Origin of the sequence: Xanthomonas bromi (assembly GCF_900092025.1) — a bacterium.
Lineage (GTDB): Bacteria > Pseudomonadota > Gammaproteobacteria > Xanthomonadales > Xanthomonadaceae > Xanthomonas > Xanthomonas bromi.
In genome coordinates this window covers 22,647-38,492 of sequence record NZ_FLTX01000071.1, presented here as the reverse complement: position 1 = coordinate 38,492, position 15,846 = coordinate 22,647, and the positions used below count along the sequence as shown (strand labels likewise).

Here is a 15,846-nt window from a genome sequence, read left to right as displayed (position 1 = left end):
TTAAGTGCAGCATCATCTGTAGTGGAGTCGGTGTAATTAACCTGCTGCGTACCGATCAGGCGCAGGCGTCCATTCACTTGGCTATCCGAGTAGGCACGGTTGGTAACGGCGACCAGATAGTTGATGCGGGTATTAACGGCATCAACCGATCCTAGCTCGCGGACCAAGCCAGGGGTATAACCTACGAGCACGTCGACCACCGCCGGGGTCGTTGCGCTGGTCGCCTGCCTCACTAGTGCAAGGCTGTGTTGTAAATCTTGCTCGCTTAACGGTGGTTTCGGCGGAATCAGGTAGTCGGATACCATGGCACTATCATGGCTCTTGAGGCGGTCAAGAGCCATGTCTTTTGGTAGCCGTTCTGAAATATACAGCTTTCCGGCCTGGGTAACGATACGAACCGATGTGTTGTCGCCGACCGGAATTGATCCGAATACTGCGTTGCGGCCGAAGGTGATCACTACACTTTGCTTTTCTGCGGGGAGGGTGCCGACGAAAGTCCAATGATCATTGTCCTGGGTGTTCTGCGAAATAGTTTTTGCATAGATGCGTCGGCCGTCTGGCAGCGGTAACCAAAGGCCACCGGCAGCCGCATTATCGTAGGCTTGCGATTCGTTGATTCTGATCGGGGTTAGCCTTTCCGTTGAAGTGATCCTACTCTTCTGTTGACTTGAAAATGAGAGCCATTGGTCAGCTGCCGATACCATGGAGGTGCTAGCGCAGCTGAGCCCCAGGAAGATCGTCGCCGCTAAAAAATTTATTTTCATGAAGACCTATTTTATTTGGGTAATTAATGCAACGACGTGAAACAAATACGTCGTTGCGTAGCCATATTTATCGCGCACACGTAGTAATTTAATTCCGCCCTGCGGGGTAACTATGCTGAAAAGATCCGATAACTTCAACGCCCCTCTAGATGGATTTTGATGTAATTGTGATGCATTATGCATTTCTTTGTGGCGTCCGTCATAAGTGCATTAAATTCACCTGGAAGATCAAGGGGACATGTGCATAGTAATGCTTATACGTTTATATTCGATAATTTATAAAAGTAATGGATATTATTTATATTTATCTTAATGCTATTTCGCAACGTCCCGACTTTAGGTTCGGCAGGGAATAATTACGTGCGGGACCGAAGTCTCTCTAAACTATTTAATCTAAAGGCCGACGACTGATGACACGACTGTTGGGTCTAACCTGAGTAGGACTCACCAGGAGGGTCGGCAGGAATTCTTGAAAAACCCTTTTTTACAACAAGGTTGGCTTACTTTTTGGCTTTTTTTTACACGAATCCCTGCCGCCCCTCAATCCTGCCAAGCACGATGGCGCTGACCGCCGGCCAGGCGGCTGGCGCCATCGCCCGGATCAACGCGCCTCGAATGCCCCCAAGTCCGGTGCACGCCCGTTGAAAGCCTCACCGGTATCGGCGCCGGCGTCGATCAACGCGCTGCCATGTGCCAGGGTGGCGAAGGTAATGATGGGTAGGTCGCCGTTGGCCTGGCGCGGACTCATGAGCTGGCGCTCGTCCAGGCTGACGAAATCGCCCGCACTGACGACAAGGGGAAGATTGAACGAATTACGGCCGATATCGTTCTCGCTCGCAGACCCCAGGTTGATCATTTCGATGCGCGTTCCGAATCCCAGGTTATTGGCCAGATCGTGATCGTATCCCGGCACGTCGGTGAGGTTGTCGCTCAAGGTGGATTGCATGTCGTAATTGGCGCGGCCGTTCTTGATCGATGTGTTGCTGATCCATTCCTGCCCCCCGATGTGGTGATTGGCGTAGAGGCCGTTGGATCGATTGCCCACTGCCAGATTGAACCGCACGATATGACGCGGCACCGGCTTGGGATACTCGCTTCCGTTGCGGCCGTAGCCGCCTGCCTTGAAGCCTGCGCCATTGCCCAGCGGCGTGAATGCGCTGTCGTACCCGTTGTAGAACGACCAATTGCGTTGCAGGGTGACTGCAGCAGCGGCATTGATCAGGTCGAAGCCATCGTCGCTGTTGAACCATGCGCGGCTGCCTTCGATGAGATTTCCGCTGCTTCCCGCAAGCGTCGGATGCACGCCGAAACCGTCGATATTTCCGTCGGAGAAGGCATTTAGTCCGCGGTTGTTATAGGCATCCACGTTGTGTACCCGGTTGTCGCTGCCGGAAACCAGGTACCAGCCGATCGCCTGGCCGTCGTGGATCGCCAGATTTTCGAACAGGTTGCCGTTGCCGCGGTCAACGCGGAATGCTTCGGACTGGGTCAGGCGGTCTGCAATGGTGATCCGCACACCCACCACCTCGAATCCGCGAAAGACGCAGTTGTTGCTGGCCACCCGGAATGCGGCCACGCGCAAGCCGGTGGGCGTCACCGCAGAGAAGTCGAACACCGGCCGCTCGTTGGCGACGTTGACATAGGCGATGCCAGGCTTGGTGATTTCGTTAACCACGGCGTAGGGCTGCCGCACTACGCTGATGTTGGCGCTGGTCAGGCGATAGGTGCCGCCGTGCAGGTAGACGGTATCGCCACTGGACGCGGCGGCCTGCGCAGCCATCACGCTGGCAAAGGGGGCGGCGCGAGTGCCGGGATTGCCGTCGTTGCCGGTGGGCGCGACGTACCAGTCGGCGGCAACGGACGTGCACGGCGGCACGCAGGCGGCAAAGGCGATCGCCACGATGGTGCGAAGAGAGAGGTGCATCGGATGTCCCTGGTGTACTGCATGAAAGTGGCTGCGTGCCGCTAACCCGGCGTGGCGCGAGCCGCGAGTCGCGCAGCCTGCGGGAACAGGTTTGCGCTCGCCAGTGGTCGTGCTCGGTTTTGCCAAGGCGGTTGACGTTTCGATGTGCCGCAAGGTAGAAGTGTGCAAACGGGACATAGTATTTGGATCGATGCGGGCGCTGCCGCTGCCCGCACTGCGGCGCGACGTTTCACGGCCGCCCTGTGTCCGGCATCGCATCGCCCCGCGCCATGCGATGGAGAACCGTCGTGGATCGTCCTACCGTCCTCACCCTGTGGAGGGCCGGCAGGGATCCGTGTGATAAATCTCCGACTTTCAGTGATTCAGCTCACTTTTGGCTGTTTTTTACACGAATCCCTGCCGACCCTCTACGTGGCCGAGTTGGCCGGTAAGGGCCGCATTCGGCTGGCGGCGCGTGCGCGGGTAGGGGATCAGGATCGCACGTGGGTGCAGTGGATCGATGAGAGCAACAATGTCATCGAGCAGCTTGATTTGACGCAGCTGCGCGCCCTGGGCTACAGCGTTAGCGTCGTCAGCTATGGCGTTCGGCTGTCGGCCGGTAAGCACATCATGGTGGCGACCGCGTGGCCCTGGACCGCGCCCGTTCGTGAGAAGGATGCACGGCTCTACAACATGGCCCCCGATGGGAGCGTCGGCGCTGCTGGCGTTGCGGCCGTAGGGAGTGACGGCGGCGGCGTCGAACGCGACCATGTACGTGGCGGGGTTATCGAGCATGGGCCGCGCAGCCAGGGCACGTTCCCCGAGTCCAAGCCGTACCAGACCGCGACGACGATCCCGGACACGGCGTCACAGATCTAATTTTCTGAAGCGTCAGATAACTAATCGTCATTAGACTTTTCTGACGCGTCAGATTCGCGTCAGATTAAAATGGACACATCGACACATCGACACATCGACACATCGACACATCGACACATCGACACATCGACACATCGACACGGCGGACCACTCAAATGCGCGACGACAAAGATCCCGGCACCCTCGAAATGCAGCTTCCCAAGCGTCGTGGCCGTCCGCCTGCCAATGGCGTTGCAGCGCAGACCGCAGCCGATCACAGCAGGGCGTATCGCCAGCGTCGGAAGGCAGTGGTCAACAACTACACGCGCGGCGAGGTGCTCACCGATATGGAACTGCTCGACCGTCTGCGGCGTGCCATCACCAGCGGCAGCGCCCAGCTCGCCGGCATTTATGCGCGCGACCTGCAGGATCGTTACCCCTGCGATATCTGACGCGTCAGAAAAATCGTGACTCATGAGCCGAACGCCCCATCCGCGCCGTGGACCTCGTGGCCCAAGCGTCTGTCGGACCACATGCGTTCTATCGGCGGACCTCGCGCCAGTCTCCACTGATAACTGCTCTTTGCGCCTTTGGCGCAGGATGTCCCGCAGGTAGATCACCTCGGTAGATCGCTGTGACTATTTGCCAACGATTATTTTCCTGGCGCATACTCAAGCGAGACAATCCTTATCAGGCTTTACATGGACGCATGTGTTGACCAACCTGGCTGGGCCTCATACTTTCGCGAAAACATGAATGCGCTTGGCCTCCCGGCTCCCGATTCTTTGTACGGCAACGTAACAGCAGTTAACGGGGCCATCGTGACGCTCGTTGGTCTCGCAGAAAAATTCGGCCCCAGAATTACGGTAATGGAGCTAATTAAAGCGGGAACGCGGTACGAACGTTTTATTACCGTAGCTGGACTTTCTGCGTCTTGGTATCTGGGTGCAGTGATCGGTAGCGCAGCAGTAGCTACCGGTCGCCACCTTGCTTGCGGAACCACGCTTACAGAGGTACTCATGGCCGCCAGCGAGTTTAAGGCGCCTCCCGATGTAAGAAATGTCTTGGTGAGACAGCCGATTATCTATAAAACCAGTCTGCAAGGCCGCAGTCGTTTTGCAGCGCTAGCAAAGGCGCATGGCGGGGTCAGCTCATGAACGCATCAAAGGTTAAAGATGGCGCTGCATTACTCGCTACCGGCATCGTGGTTAGCTTTTTCAGCTGGGCGTTCTGGAAGTATGCAGGCGATGACGCGTTCGGTATCCTGTCTGTGCTATTCCTTACTGTGTTTGTAGTTGATAACTGGCGGCTGCGTCGTGAACTGCGTCAGCGGAAATAGTTTCACGGGCCTATAGGGGTGTAGGGGCGTAGCCCCTACGGATAACGCCTCACCCGCGCCGTGGACGTCGCCGCCCCCGTCCAGTCGGGCTGCGCAGGCCACTGGCGGCTACCCCCTGACCACTCCCCACTGATAACCGCTTTTCACGCCTGCGCCGGAGTACGCCCAGCTCGCCGGCATCTATGCCCGTGACTTGCAGGACCGTTACCCTTACGATATCTGACGCGTCAGATAAATATCAGCACGGATCGTTCGGCAATTCCTGCCAGCCATTCGGCAGTCGCTGGAAGCGCTTGTGCTGAATGCACCGCTCGTTTGTTTCCAGTTCGCGTAGCTGTAGCGGTGCCGGTGCCACACGCTGGGAGCGGGGCGTGTATAGCGATTGCGGCGTGACTGCCGGCAGTGCTGCGCTGACGGTGCGCAGGGTGAAGTATCCCAGGCACAGCGCCACGATGCCGGCCAGCGCTGCGATCATCAGCTGGCCTACGAAGATGCCCAAGGCGATTTCCCACCAGAGCCCTTCATGGTTGTTTTGCGGTCTGTAGCTCATACGGCCCCCGATGACGATGAGCGGGCATTTGGCGGCTACCCCCTGACCACTCCCCACTGACAACCGCTTCTCACGCCTGCGCCGGAGTACGTCCCGCAGGCAGATGACATTCCCGCCTGCGCAGATCCATGATCCTGGGGTTCTTGTGGCAGTAGGCGTTCGCGGGGTCACTGATCGAGCATTTCGCTCCTCGGACATCATCAGCGACCATTCGCGCGCGATTGCGCACGTCAGTGCCCAGTACCGCATGTCGCACGGGTCGATGTCGTAATTTTCCGGTGTAAAGAATCGATGCCCCTGAAAACCAAAACCGGCCCAAGGGCCGGTCAGGTCTACGCGCTCGTAGGTGTCAAACGTCATTGTCCAGTCCGCTTCCTGTGGAATGACCGGCAGTTGTAGGCCACGAGGGCTAACAGCAGCATTAACAGCCCAGTTCGCATAATGTATAGCAGGTGGGCGTTATGGCGACGGGGGAGAGCGCCATCAGCAGCGCCTCATGCGCTCCTGTGTGCACGGCGAGGACCAGCAGCGCGACCACCGCGGCGGCCGCGCTTAGCCTGTCCAACACTGATCGCCATAGGGCTTTTTCAGCTGGCGATGCCGCTCGTTCGGCATGAATTCTTGCCATCCAAGAGCCGCCATCCAGTTTTCCCATCGCGCACAGTTGCGCAATCCGTTCATCTGACAGCGGTTTGTCCTCGTGCCGCGCCTTCCAGATCATCTGGCGATTGACACCCAATTTTTCCGCCAAAGCCATGTCTGACGGCAGAGAGCAACTCTCTTTCACCTTGTCAAGTAGCTCATCTGTAGCGCTCATGTGACCCTCAGGGTTGACATTTTGTGACCCGGCGAGTTTACATGCGCTCGCGTTACCTCATTGGGTAACGTCCCGCCCCCCGGTACCCCCCGGGGGGAGCCCGGGCTGGGTAGGGTAGCCACCGCCGTCCCGAGAGGGACTACAGCCAGAAGCAGGCGAGGGCGCATAACAGGGACAGGGGACATTTCGTGACGCATCACATTATCGTGGCCATCTGGCTGGTCCTGATCGCGTGCGCATACCTGCGCGCCGTCATCGGTCTCATCTCGCATCGCCGCCAAGCCTCGTTCAACCGCGTTGACGCCGACTACCGCGCCTGCAGCCTGGTCGCCAACGCCAAGCGCCAGCTGCACACGTCGCGCTGCTACCTGTACACCGCAAAGCCCAATGGCGGGCTGCACACGGTCATCTCTGCCCCGGTGCATGGTTGGAGAGAGACCACTTCGGAAGATGCTGCGGAGGCGTGCGCATGAGCCGTGCCCTGGTCGCCAACGCCAAGCGCTCTGGCAGCCGTCCCACGGCTGATGCCTCACCAGCCGGCCGCAGGCCCACGCAAACGGGGTGTGGGGCCCACGGCCCCACGCTTTTCCGCACCACCGCCCTTGAGGACGTTGCGCTGTGACGCCTCTTCTCGCCCTTTGCCTACCCTTTTCACCGGTCGCAGCCTGCAATCAGACCGGTGCAGGCCCGGCGGAGCCGGGTGGCCCGAGCAGTAACACGGGCCAAAAGTCTCAGACCCTCGCAGGCCTCTCCGAGCCGATTATCGATTTCTGCACTTTGGTCCTTGACTCCGACAAGGCTGTCAACCTCTTCAAGCGCATGAACGCTCAGCAGATGGTCGCCTATGTCTTCGGCACGTCCAGCAGCATCGTTGCCGGGCCCCTCGCTGACCGCCTGTGGAACTTTCGCTATCAGCGCAGCGCGATGCTCATCGATGAGACCTCCAGCGTCTGTGGCCGCCTCGGCCTCTCCGACGACGGTGAGGTGATGATCAGCCTGACAGGGCAGGGCTGCAGCCACGTTCCCAGCTGGCCGTTTGTCGAGCGCATCGCCGAGGATCTCGGCGCGCATTTGACCCGCGTCGATATCGCCATTGATGACCACTCCGGCCAGATCTTCGACGTTGAGCAGTTCCACGATGCCTACCTAGAAGGCGCGTTCACCATGAACGGCCGTCCGCCTGGTGCAAAGCACATCAGCGATGTCGGCAGCAACAAGGGCTGTTCGTTCTATGTCGGCCAAAAGGGCCACAAAGAGCTTTGCATCTATGAGAAGGGCAAGCAGCTCGGCGACCCTGAAAGTGAGTGGGTCCGCTGTGAACTCCGCCTCTACGCCAAGCGCATCAATCTGCCGCTCGATGCGTTGTCCAACCCCGGCAAGTACTTCGCCAGCGCCTACACCGTTCTTGCCGACCTGGTCGTGGGTGAACTGACGCGCCTGCAGCTCAAGGAGCGCACCGTCAATCCATCGGTCAAAGCGATGATCGAATTCATCGACACGCAGGCCGGCACTGCGCTTCGTGTCATGTGGAACGCGTTGAACACCCGCAGCCCGGAATACGCCGTGTCTGTCCTGCAGCGCTACCTGTCGCATGACGGCGTACCCGGCCGCTTCAAGAACCTGCAGCAACTCGACCTAGAGGTTCGCATCAGCAACCAGCTGGACGAGCTATTCCCCGACTGCGCCTAACCCACCGGGGCACCGTGTCGCTTGCGGCGCGGGGCCCAGCACATCACCACCACCGTACCGTGACGCATCACGGAATCCGCACCATCGCCATCAAGGTAACCATCGCAATGAAGATCACGATCAGCAGCCAGCACGTCACCGAAAAGCACTGGGAAAAGCAGGGCCGTAGTGGAATCATCCGCACCCAGGAAGCAATGGCCGAAACGCCGAAATTCCGCCAGACGGTCCGCCTGGATCTGGGCAAGGAACCGCCCTACGAAAACGGTGTCTACGACTACAACCTCGAAGACAACGTGTCCGTCAGTCGCTATGGCGATTTCGAGCTTCCGCGCAAGCCAACGCTTGTCCGCGTTGACAAGCCTGCCCAGGGCGCCCAGCAGCCCGTCAAGGCTGCTTAAGGGACCTCCATGACCGTTTACGTCCTCCACTGCAAAGAGGCTGACTACAACGCGTCGACGCAGCAATGCGCTGCACCGTTTTACGCACCCGTGTCCAATTTTCCTCCGCCGATGGACGCGGGCGAGGGTCTGGCTGTTTCCGCAATCATCGCGGGCAGTTGGGCCATCGGTTTCATGATTCGGCAGGGGCGTCGTCTCACTCTCGCTTGACCAACCAACCATCAAAGGAAAGCACCACATGAACACCAAGAACCGCGTTTTCTCCGCCCCGGCCAAGATCGCTGCCGCCGTGACTGCAGCAGCTGCAACCGTCATGACCGGCTCGGCCTTCGCTGCTGGCGAAGTCGCTGCCGCCATGACCGATGGCATCGACAAGGGCGACCTGCTCGCCGGTGGCGTGATCGTCCTGGGTGCCTGCGCCGTGATCGCAATGATCGGCCTGGGCCGTCGCCTGGCCAAGTAATCTGCCAGCCACGCAGACAGGGCAGGGCGGGGATTTCCCCGCCCTTTTTTGTGACGCAACACGAAAGGGGGAGTTATGGAATACGTCGGTTACTTCGTCATGATCGCGATCTTGGGGGCGGTATGGCTCGCACTGGACAGCTGAGTTTTCTCGGCCGCGTGTTCGCTTCTGCGATCGCTAGACGCCTCGCTTATGTTCTCGTTGCCATCGCATTTTCGTGGTGTGGCATTGGTCGTGCTGATGCCGCAGTCACGCGCTTCTCTTGCATGTCCCTTGCTGACAAGTGCAGTCAAGCGGATGCCCATGCTGCTGCCTCTGCTCAGCTTGATTATCAGAAAGCGAATGGGCTTACAGCCCCTGCAGAGATATGGGATTGCGGTACCAAGGACACCTACGGATTCAGAACTAACGGCCAGAGCGATTGCAATGGTCCGCGCTTCTACACCAGCACTGATAGTTGTAGCTCGGAGCCGGACTACACCGGATCAGGCCCGTGGGGTACATACATTGGCAGTGCGCGCTCTGGCAGCATCGGGTGCCGCAATGGTTGCGATGGTGTGTGGTTTGGTAATGCTGACGATACGATGACTTGGAAGGCCACCGGTGCGTTATGTCCTCAAGATCCTCCTAAGGCATGCGAGGGTATGAAGGGGTACCACTGGAATAGCTACCTCGGCGTGTGTGAGCCTACTCCGCCTGATAACTGCCCTGAGGGCCAGTCGAAGAACGCGAAGGGTACCTGCGAGCCTAACTCGTGCCCTGAGGGCATGGTCTTGGGCCAGGACGGCACTTGCAAGCCCAAGGACAACGAGTGCCCTGCAGGGCAAATCAAATCGCCGACAGGTAGTTGCCTGCCGGGTGACGGCCAGTGCGCAAAAGGCGAGGTCAAAGGCCCCGACGGCACTTGCAAGAAAGACGGTGACGGTGACGGCGAGCCAGACGGCGACGGCGACGGCGAAGGAGAGGGCGAGAAGAGCCAATTTTCCGGGGGCGACAACTGCGATAACCCTCCGAGCTGCAGCGGTGACGCCATCATGTGCGGTCAAGCCCGTATCCAATGGCGAATTGACTGCAACACCCGCAGGAACCGCAACGTCAGCGGCGGAACGTGTGCCTCGATGCCTGTCTGCACCGGTGAGAAATGCGACGCTGTGGAGTACAACTCGATGGTGTTCCAGTGGCGCAGCGCCTGTGCTGCGGAGAAGCTGCTAGCCAAGGGCACCGGGGATGGTGGCAGCAATGGTGATCAGCCCGCCTGGACCAAGGTTGGCGGCATGTCCCAGGACCCTGGCGCCGGCTCCTCTGATGGCGACACCAAGGTGCTCAGCACCAAGAAGATCAGCACCGACGACCTCGATCAATCTGGCTTCGGCGGCGGTGGCGCCTGTCCAGGCTTCGAGGCTGCAAGCGGTGGCGTGATCGCTAGCGCCTACTCGGCCACTTTTGCATCACCACCACCCATGTGGTGCACCTTCATCGCACGCCTGCGCGCCGGCCTCATCGCCGTCTCGGCGTGCGTCTCTGTCTTCATTCTCGCTAGAGGAGTGGGCTGACATGCCTATGATCATTGGCGCGCTGATTAGCGCGCTCCTGCAGGCGCTCCGCACCTATCTTCCCGGCATCGTCGGGCGGGTGCTGATCGCCTTCGGCATCGGCTTCGTTGCGCACGAAGTCGCACTGCCATCGCTCAAGGCGTTTATCGCTGGCTGGTTGCCTGGCCTGGGCGCCGTCGGCGTCGCCTATTGGGACGCCAGCGGTATCGGCGTGTCCGTGACCATGATTCTTTCCGCCATCGCCGCAGCGGTGTCGCAGAAAGCCATCCTCTCCAAGCTGGTGAAATCCTAATGGCCCTCTACCTCGTCACCGGCCAGCCTGGCCACGGCAAGACCGCCTATGCGATCGACAAGGCGTTTGCGTTCAAGAAAGAAGGGCGCGAGATCTACGCTCACGGCATCAAGGACTTCGACTACGAGCGGGCAGGGTGGAAGCACCTCGAAGATCCCACCAAGTGGCAGGACTGCCCAGATGGCGCAGTGATCATTCTCGACGAGTGCTACACCGTGTTTCCGAACCGCAACCCAGGTGCGAAGGTGCCCGAGCATGTGGAGCCGATGGCACGCCATCGCCATCGCGGCTTCGACTTCATCCTGATCGCGCAGCAGGGCCTGCAGCTGGATCCGTTCTTGCGTGGGCTCTACGAGGAACACTGCCATGTGCGGCAGACCTCGATCATGAAGAGCAAAACCAAGCTGAAGAAGTGGGACGCCTACCAGGGCAACGTCGCGGGCCCGTGCGGGAACATCGTCGATTGGGTGCGGCCGAAGTACGTCTTCGACTACTACACCTCGACCACGTTGGTCACCACCAAGCGCAGCATTCCGACCTGGCTGAAGATGGTCGCCATTGGTGTCCTCATCATCGTGTGCGCGCTCTACTACTTGAAGCACAGCTATAGCGCGAAGGTGGACAAACTCCACGAGGAAGCCGCCACGAAACAAAGCGGCACCGGGGTGTCTGGAGCTTTAGCGAAGGGCGCACCGGGGCCGCGTACCTACGACACACCCACCGACTACGCCAAGGCCCATGTCGCCCGATTCGCCTCGATGCCCTGGACCGCGCCGATCTACGACGGCGGAACCCCTGCAGGGCAGCCGCAGCTGTACTGCATGTCCAGCCTGGCCGGCAACGACGCTAGTGGCCACCACCGCGACGCCTCCTGCAGCTGCATGACAGAGCAGGGCACCAAGTACGAGATGAGCCAGCCTGAGTGCCGCACCGTTGCGAGGAACAGCACGCCTTACAACCCGTACAAGCAGCCGGTGACACCGCCGCCGCCCTACGTTCCGCCTGTTGACCAGGTGCAACACGACCAGGTGGCCTCAGTGCCTGGGGCATTGATCGGCAACAACTCCCGCGGTGCAGGCACGTTCCCTGAGTCCAAGCCGTATCAAACCGCTACGACGATTCCAGACACCACAGCGCAGCTGTGATTACTCACCAACAAGGGGAACAGGGTATGCGCGACCAAAATGACACGAGCACGCTCGAGCTCCATATTCCCGGACGACCAGGTCGGCCACCGGCCAACGGCTTGTGGGCAATGAGTGATGCCGAGCGAGCCAAGCGTTACCGGGAACGCCAGGCAAAGCGCCTGGTCAAGGGCCGGCGCAACCTGCAGGAGCTCAGCGACACCCTGCTGCTCGAACAGATCCGGCAGGTGATCGCCAACGGATCTGCCAAACGCACGGTGGCCAGGTACGTCACCGAGCTGGCACGCCGGTACGGCTGATCCAGGCCATGACCTGGGGTGTAGGGGCATCGCCCCTACGGATAACGCCTCACCCGCGCCGTGGACGTCGCCGCCCCCGTCCGGTTGGGCTGCGCTGGCCACTGCCGGCTACCCCCAGACCACTCCCCACTGATAACCGCTTTTGACTCTTCTCCCTGAGCACGTCCCGCAGGTAGATGACGTTGGCGCCTGCAGAAACCCGTGACCCCGGAGACCTAGTGGCCGTAGGCGTTCTAGGATTCTCCGAACGCGCATTGCGCTCCTCGGACATCATCAGCGACCACTCGCGTGCGATGGCACACGTCAGCGCCCAGTACCGCATGTCGCACGGCTCTATGTCGTAATTCTCCGGGGTGAAGAATCGGTGTCCCTGAAAACCAAAACCGGCCCAAGGGCCGGTCAGGTCTACGCGCTCGTAGGTGTCAAACGTCATTGTCCAGTCCGCTTCCTGTGGAGGGACTGGCAGTGATAGGCCGTCAAAGCGCAAAGCAGCGTCAACAATGCGATTTCGCATAATGTATATTATGTAAGAAATGCAACTATGCGTGGCAGATCGAAACGCAGCCCCGGCCAGCCGCTGGCAGCGTTTCGTTGATTACCGCCTCTTGCTACCGTGGTTCATGGCGGCACGTTGTTGCCCGGCCCGCTCATGTGGACGGCTCCGTCGGTTTTGCCGCAGCGCGTTTGCGGGTAGCGACATACGACATCACCCAGGTGAAAAAGATCGGGGTAAATACGACGCCAAGCGTGCTGGCTGCCAGCATGCCGCCGATCACGCCGGTGCCCAACGCATTTTGACTCGCCGCGCCTGCACCACGCGCGATCACCAGCGGAATCACGCCAAGGATGAAAGCCAGCGATGTCATCACGATCGGGCGGAAGCGCAGCCTGGCTGCTTGCATCGCGGCATCAGGTACAGGTGTGCCCTGCGCATGCAATTCCTTGGCGAATTCCACGATCAGGATCGCGTTCTTGGCAGCCAGGCCAATGATGGTGATCAGACCGACCTTGAAGTAAACATCGTTGGAAAGCCCAGCGACCCACACCGCGGCGGTGGCTCCGATCGCGCCGACCGGCACGATCAGCATCACCGAAAACGGAATCGCCCAACTTTCGTACAGCGCGACCAACAGCAGGAACACGACCAGCAAGGCCAGCCCGAGCAGCATTGGCGCCTGTGTGCCGGCGGCTTTTTCTTGATACGACAGCGCAGACCATTCGTAGCCGATGCCTTTGGGAAGCGCAGCGGCCAGGCGCTCCATTTCCACCAGGGCGTCGCCCGAGCTGATGCCGGGCGCCGCCTCGCCGGTTAGGTTGACAGAGGCATAGCCGTTATAGCGGGCAATCTGCACCGGCCCCTGCTCCCACCGTTGCGTGGTGAACGCCGTCAACGGCACCTGCTTGCCGGTGCTGCTGGTGACATGCAGCGTGTCCAGGGATTGGGGCGTGGCGCGATCGCCTGCAGCGCCCTGCACCACCACGCGCTGCAGGCGGCCGCGGTTGACGAAATCGTTGACGATCGTCGAGCCGAACGCGCTGGATAACACGTCCATCGCGCTCTGAAAGCTCACACCTAATGCCTCCGCCTTGCCGCGATCGACCTCCAGGCGCAGCTGCGGTGCATCGGCAAGACCTTCCACCATCGCGTACGCCAGTTTGGGCGACTGGTTGGCCGCACGCAGCAGCTGGTTCACCGCCTGCATCAGCGCGTCGCGCCCAAGATCTGCGCGGTCCTGCACGCGCAGCGAGAAGCCGCCGGAATTGCCCAGGCCTTCGATCGGTGGCGGCATCACGGCCATGATGGTCGCATCGCTGATGCGTCCCAGCGCGACGTTGGCGGCTGCTACTTCATTGGCCGCCGATTCGCTGTCGCTGCGTTCGCTCCAGTCTTTCAGCGACGGGAACGCCATGGCCGCATTGGCGCCGCTTCCCGAGAAGCTGAAACCATAGACCAATGTCACGTCCTGCATGCTCGGCCGCGCAGCGAGGTAATCGTTGACCTGTTGCCCGGCCGCTCGCGTACGGCTGTAGCTGGCGCCGGGTGGCAACTGCATGTCCACGATCATGTAGCCTTCGTCCTCTTGCGGGACGAAGGCCTCCGGCAGCTGCACGTATGCCAGACCAAGCACACCGAGCAGCACGGCGTAGACCAGCATGTAGCGCCCGGCACGGCGCACCAGGCGATGGTTCAGGCGATCGAAGCGTAAGGTCAGTGCACTGAAGTTGCGGTCGAACCAACCGAAAAAGCCTTTCTTCTCAGGGTGGCCGTCGATGGGCACAAGGAAGGTCGCGCACAGCGCCGGTGTCATGGTCAGGGCCAGGAAGCCGGAAAACAGGATCGAGACGGCAAGCACCGCGGAGAACTGGCGATAGATCACGCCGACCGAGCCGGTCATGAAGGCCAGCGGCAAAAACACTGCGGTGAGCACCAGGGTAATGCCGACGATCGCGCCACCCACTTGCGACATTGCCTTGATCGACGCATCGCGCGGCGACAGGCCTTCATCGGCCATCAGGCGCTCGACGTTCTCTACCACCACAATCGCATCGTCGACCAGGATGCCGATCGCCAGCACCATCGCAAACATGCTCATCATGTTCACCGAGAAGCCCAGCAGCTTCATCATCGCGAACGTACCCAACAGGCACACCGGCACCACGATTGCCGGAATCAAGGTGTAGCGGATGTTCTGCAGGAAGACGAACATGACCAGGAACACCAACGCCATCGCTTCAAGCAAGGTATGCAGCACCTTCTTGATCGCTACGTTGACGAAGGTCGAACTATCGAACGGCACCGAGTAGGTGATGTCTGCCGGAAAGCTGTGCGACAGTTCTTGCAGGCGCTTGCGCACCGCCGCCACGGTGGCGACGGCATTGCCGCCCGGAGCCAGCTGCACGGCCGCCCCCGCCGCCGGGCCACCGTTTTCCTGGACGTCGAACTGATATAGTTTTCCAACCCAAGTTCCAGCTTCGCCACGTCCGACAGATGCACCACCGCGCCATTGGCCTGGGCACGCAGAATGATCTGACCGAAGTCCTGCGGCGATTCCATCAGACCGCGCACCACCAGGGTGGTGGTCAATTGCTGATCTTGCGCGCCTGGCCGTTCGCCCAGGCTGCCAGCTGCCACTTGCAGGTTCTGCGCACGGATCGCGTTATTGACATCGACAATGCTCAGTCCGTAGCCACGCAATGCCTGGGTGTCCACCCATACGCGCATCGCCGCTTCGGCCCCGAAGAATTGCACCCGGCCCACACCAGGAACGCGGCGGATCTCGTCGTTGACCACCCTGGCCGCGTAGTCGTTCAAGCGCACCACATCCTGCGTGGTAGCCGCATCCTTGTAGACCAACGAATACAGCATCAGGAAACCGGCGGTGGTCTGTTCGACTTGCAGACCCAATTGCGTCACTGCTGCCGGCAGACGCGATTCGGCTTGACGAATGCGATTCTGCACGTCCACCTGGGCGATATTGGGATCGGTACCGGGCTGGAACGTGATGGTGATCTGTGCACTGCCATTGGAGCTGCTGGAGTCGTAATACAGCATGTCGCGCGCGCCGTTGAGCTCCTGCTCGATGACGCTGGTCACTGCGTCGTTGACGACTTGGGCCGACGCGCCGGGATAGGTGGCCAAGATGCTGGTCTGCGGCGGCGCAACTTCCGGATATTTTTCGACCGGCAAGGTGCGCAAGGCCAGCAAGCCAGCGAGCGAGATGAAAATCGCAACCACCCAGGCGAAGTTGGGGCGGTCGATAAAGAATCGGGACATG

Annotated in this window: 16 protein-coding genes and 4 pseudogenes; 13 read left to right on the top strand and 7 right to left on the bottom strand. The window is 60.2% G+C overall.

Annotated features, from left to right (window positions below; genetic code table 11):
- Positions 1-764: reprolysin-like metallopeptidase (locus XBLMG947_RS22020; RefSeq protein WP_343123841.1), on the bottom strand; the 764-nt coding region annotated here is incomplete at its 3' end.
- A 601-nt stretch (positions 765-1,365) separates the two neighbouring features.
- Positions 1,366-2,688 (bottom strand): right-handed parallel beta-helix repeat-containing protein, encoded by a 1,323-nt coding sequence (locus XBLMG947_RS19020; RefSeq protein ID WP_065470136.1) that lies wholly within the window; start codon positions 2,686-2,688, stop codon positions 1,366-1,368.
- Between the two features lie 408 nt (positions 2,689-3,096).
- Here XBLMG947_RS19020 and XBLMG947_RS19015 point away from each other — a divergent pair.
- The 4 genes and pseudogenes from XBLMG947_RS19015 to XBLMG947_RS22010 all read left to right on the top strand — a co-directional run.
- Positions 3,097-3,546, top strand: a pseudogene (locus XBLMG947_RS19015) (hypothetical protein); the annotation flags it as partial.
- A gap of 155 nt (positions 3,547-3,701) precedes the next feature.
- Positions 3,702-3,977: a hypothetical protein gene (locus XBLMG947_RS19010; RefSeq protein WP_065470134.1), complete on the top strand. Its 276-nt coding sequence runs from the start codon at positions 3,702-3,704 to the stop codon at positions 3,975-3,977.
- Between the two features lie 300 nt (positions 3,978-4,277).
- Complete coding sequence (locus XBLMG947_RS22015; RefSeq protein WP_245228259.1) at positions 4,278-4,682, top strand: hypothetical protein; 405 nt, start codon at positions 4,278-4,280, stop codon at positions 4,680-4,682.
- Positions 4,679-4,864: a hypothetical protein gene (locus XBLMG947_RS22010; protein ID WP_080098535.1), complete on the top strand. Its 186-nt coding sequence runs from the start codon at positions 4,679-4,681 to the stop codon at positions 4,862-4,864. The genes XBLMG947_RS22015 and XBLMG947_RS22010 overlap by 4 nt, the downstream gene beginning before the upstream one ends.
- A gap of 238 nt (positions 4,865-5,102) precedes the next feature.
- Here XBLMG947_RS22010 and XBLMG947_RS22935 read toward each other — a convergent pair whose 3' ends face one another.
- From XBLMG947_RS22935 to XBLMG947_RS22925, 3 genes and pseudogenes are all read right to left on the bottom strand, one after another.
- Positions 5,103-5,414, bottom strand: coding sequence for a chloride channel protein (locus XBLMG947_RS22935; RefSeq protein WP_065470133.1), 312 nt, complete (start codon positions 5,412-5,414; stop codon positions 5,103-5,105).
- Positions 5,415-5,447: 33 nt separating this feature from the next.
- Positions 5,448-5,774 (bottom strand): annotated as a pseudogene (locus tag XBLMG947_RS22930) (hypothetical protein); the annotation flags it as partial.
- Positions 5,771-6,231, bottom strand: a pseudogene (locus tag XBLMG947_RS22925) (DUF3693 domain-containing protein). The pseudogenes XBLMG947_RS22925 and XBLMG947_RS22930, both read right to left, overlap by 4 nt.
- A gap of 206 nt (positions 6,232-6,437) precedes the next feature.
- Here XBLMG947_RS22925 and XBLMG947_RS18995 point away from each other — a divergent pair.
- From XBLMG947_RS18995 to XBLMG947_RS18955, 9 genes are all read left to right on the top strand, one after another.
- The gene (locus tag XBLMG947_RS18995; protein WP_167352051.1) at positions 6,438-6,704 is read left to right on the top strand and encodes a hypothetical protein; all 267 of its coding nucleotides are present in this window, start codon (positions 6,438-6,440) and stop codon (positions 6,702-6,704) included.
- 145 nt (positions 6,705-6,849) lie between these two features.
- A complete protein-coding gene (locus XBLMG947_RS18990; RefSeq protein WP_065470131.1) occupies positions 6,850-7,920 on the top strand; it encodes a replication initiation factor domain-containing protein in 1,071 nt (356 codons plus the stop codon).
- A gap of 107 nt (positions 7,921-8,027) precedes the next feature.
- On the top strand, positions 8,028-8,318 hold the full coding sequence (locus XBLMG947_RS18985; RefSeq protein ID WP_139074436.1) for a hypothetical protein: 291 nt from the start codon (positions 8,028-8,030) through the stop codon (positions 8,316-8,318).
- A 9-nt stretch (positions 8,319-8,327) separates the two neighbouring features.
- Entirely contained in the window at positions 8,328-8,528 is a 201-nt protein-coding gene (locus tag XBLMG947_RS18980) for a hypothetical protein (protein ID WP_065470129.1), read from the top strand.
- 28 nt (positions 8,529-8,556) lie between these two features.
- Positions 8,557-8,781 carry a hypothetical protein gene (locus XBLMG947_RS18975; RefSeq protein ID WP_065470128.1) on the top strand — a complete coding sequence of 75 codons (225 nt, stop codon included), beginning with the start codon at positions 8,557-8,559 and terminating at the stop codon, positions 8,779-8,781.
- A 773-nt stretch (positions 8,782-9,554) separates the two neighbouring features.
- Positions 9,555-10,334, top strand: coding sequence for a hypothetical protein (locus XBLMG947_RS23290; protein WP_167352052.1), 780 nt, complete (start codon positions 9,555-9,557; stop codon positions 10,332-10,334).
- 1 nt (position 10,335) lies between these two features.
- The gene (locus XBLMG947_RS18965) at positions 10,336-10,626 is read left to right on the top strand and encodes a hypothetical protein (RefSeq protein WP_245228258.1); all 291 of its coding nucleotides are present in this window, start codon (positions 10,336-10,338) and stop codon (positions 10,624-10,626) included.
- Positions 10,626-11,771 carry a zonular occludens toxin domain-containing protein gene (locus tag XBLMG947_RS18960; protein WP_065470125.1) on the top strand — a complete coding sequence of 382 codons (1,146 nt, stop codon included), beginning with the start codon at positions 10,626-10,628 and terminating at the stop codon, positions 11,769-11,771. The genes XBLMG947_RS18965 and XBLMG947_RS18960 overlap by 1 nt, the downstream gene beginning before the upstream one ends.
- 110 nt (positions 11,772-11,881) lie before the next feature.
- A complete protein-coding gene (locus XBLMG947_RS18955; protein ID WP_065470124.1) occupies positions 11,882-12,070 on the top strand; it encodes a hypothetical protein in 189 nt (62 codons plus the stop codon).
- 49 nt (positions 12,071-12,119) lie between these two features.
- On the opposite strand, the gene XBLMG947_RS23835 is transcribed toward XBLMG947_RS18955, so the two are convergent.
- Both XBLMG947_RS23835 and XBLMG947_RS18950 read right to left on the bottom strand, forming a co-directional pair.
- A complete protein-coding gene (locus XBLMG947_RS23835) occupies positions 12,120-12,503 on the bottom strand; it encodes a hypothetical protein (RefSeq protein ID WP_083993263.1) in 384 nt (127 codons plus the stop codon).
- A gap of 214 nt (positions 12,504-12,717) precedes the next feature.
- Positions 12,718-15,845, bottom strand: a pseudogene (locus tag XBLMG947_RS18950) (multidrug efflux RND transporter permease subunit).
- Position 15,846: the final 1 nt, after the last annotated feature.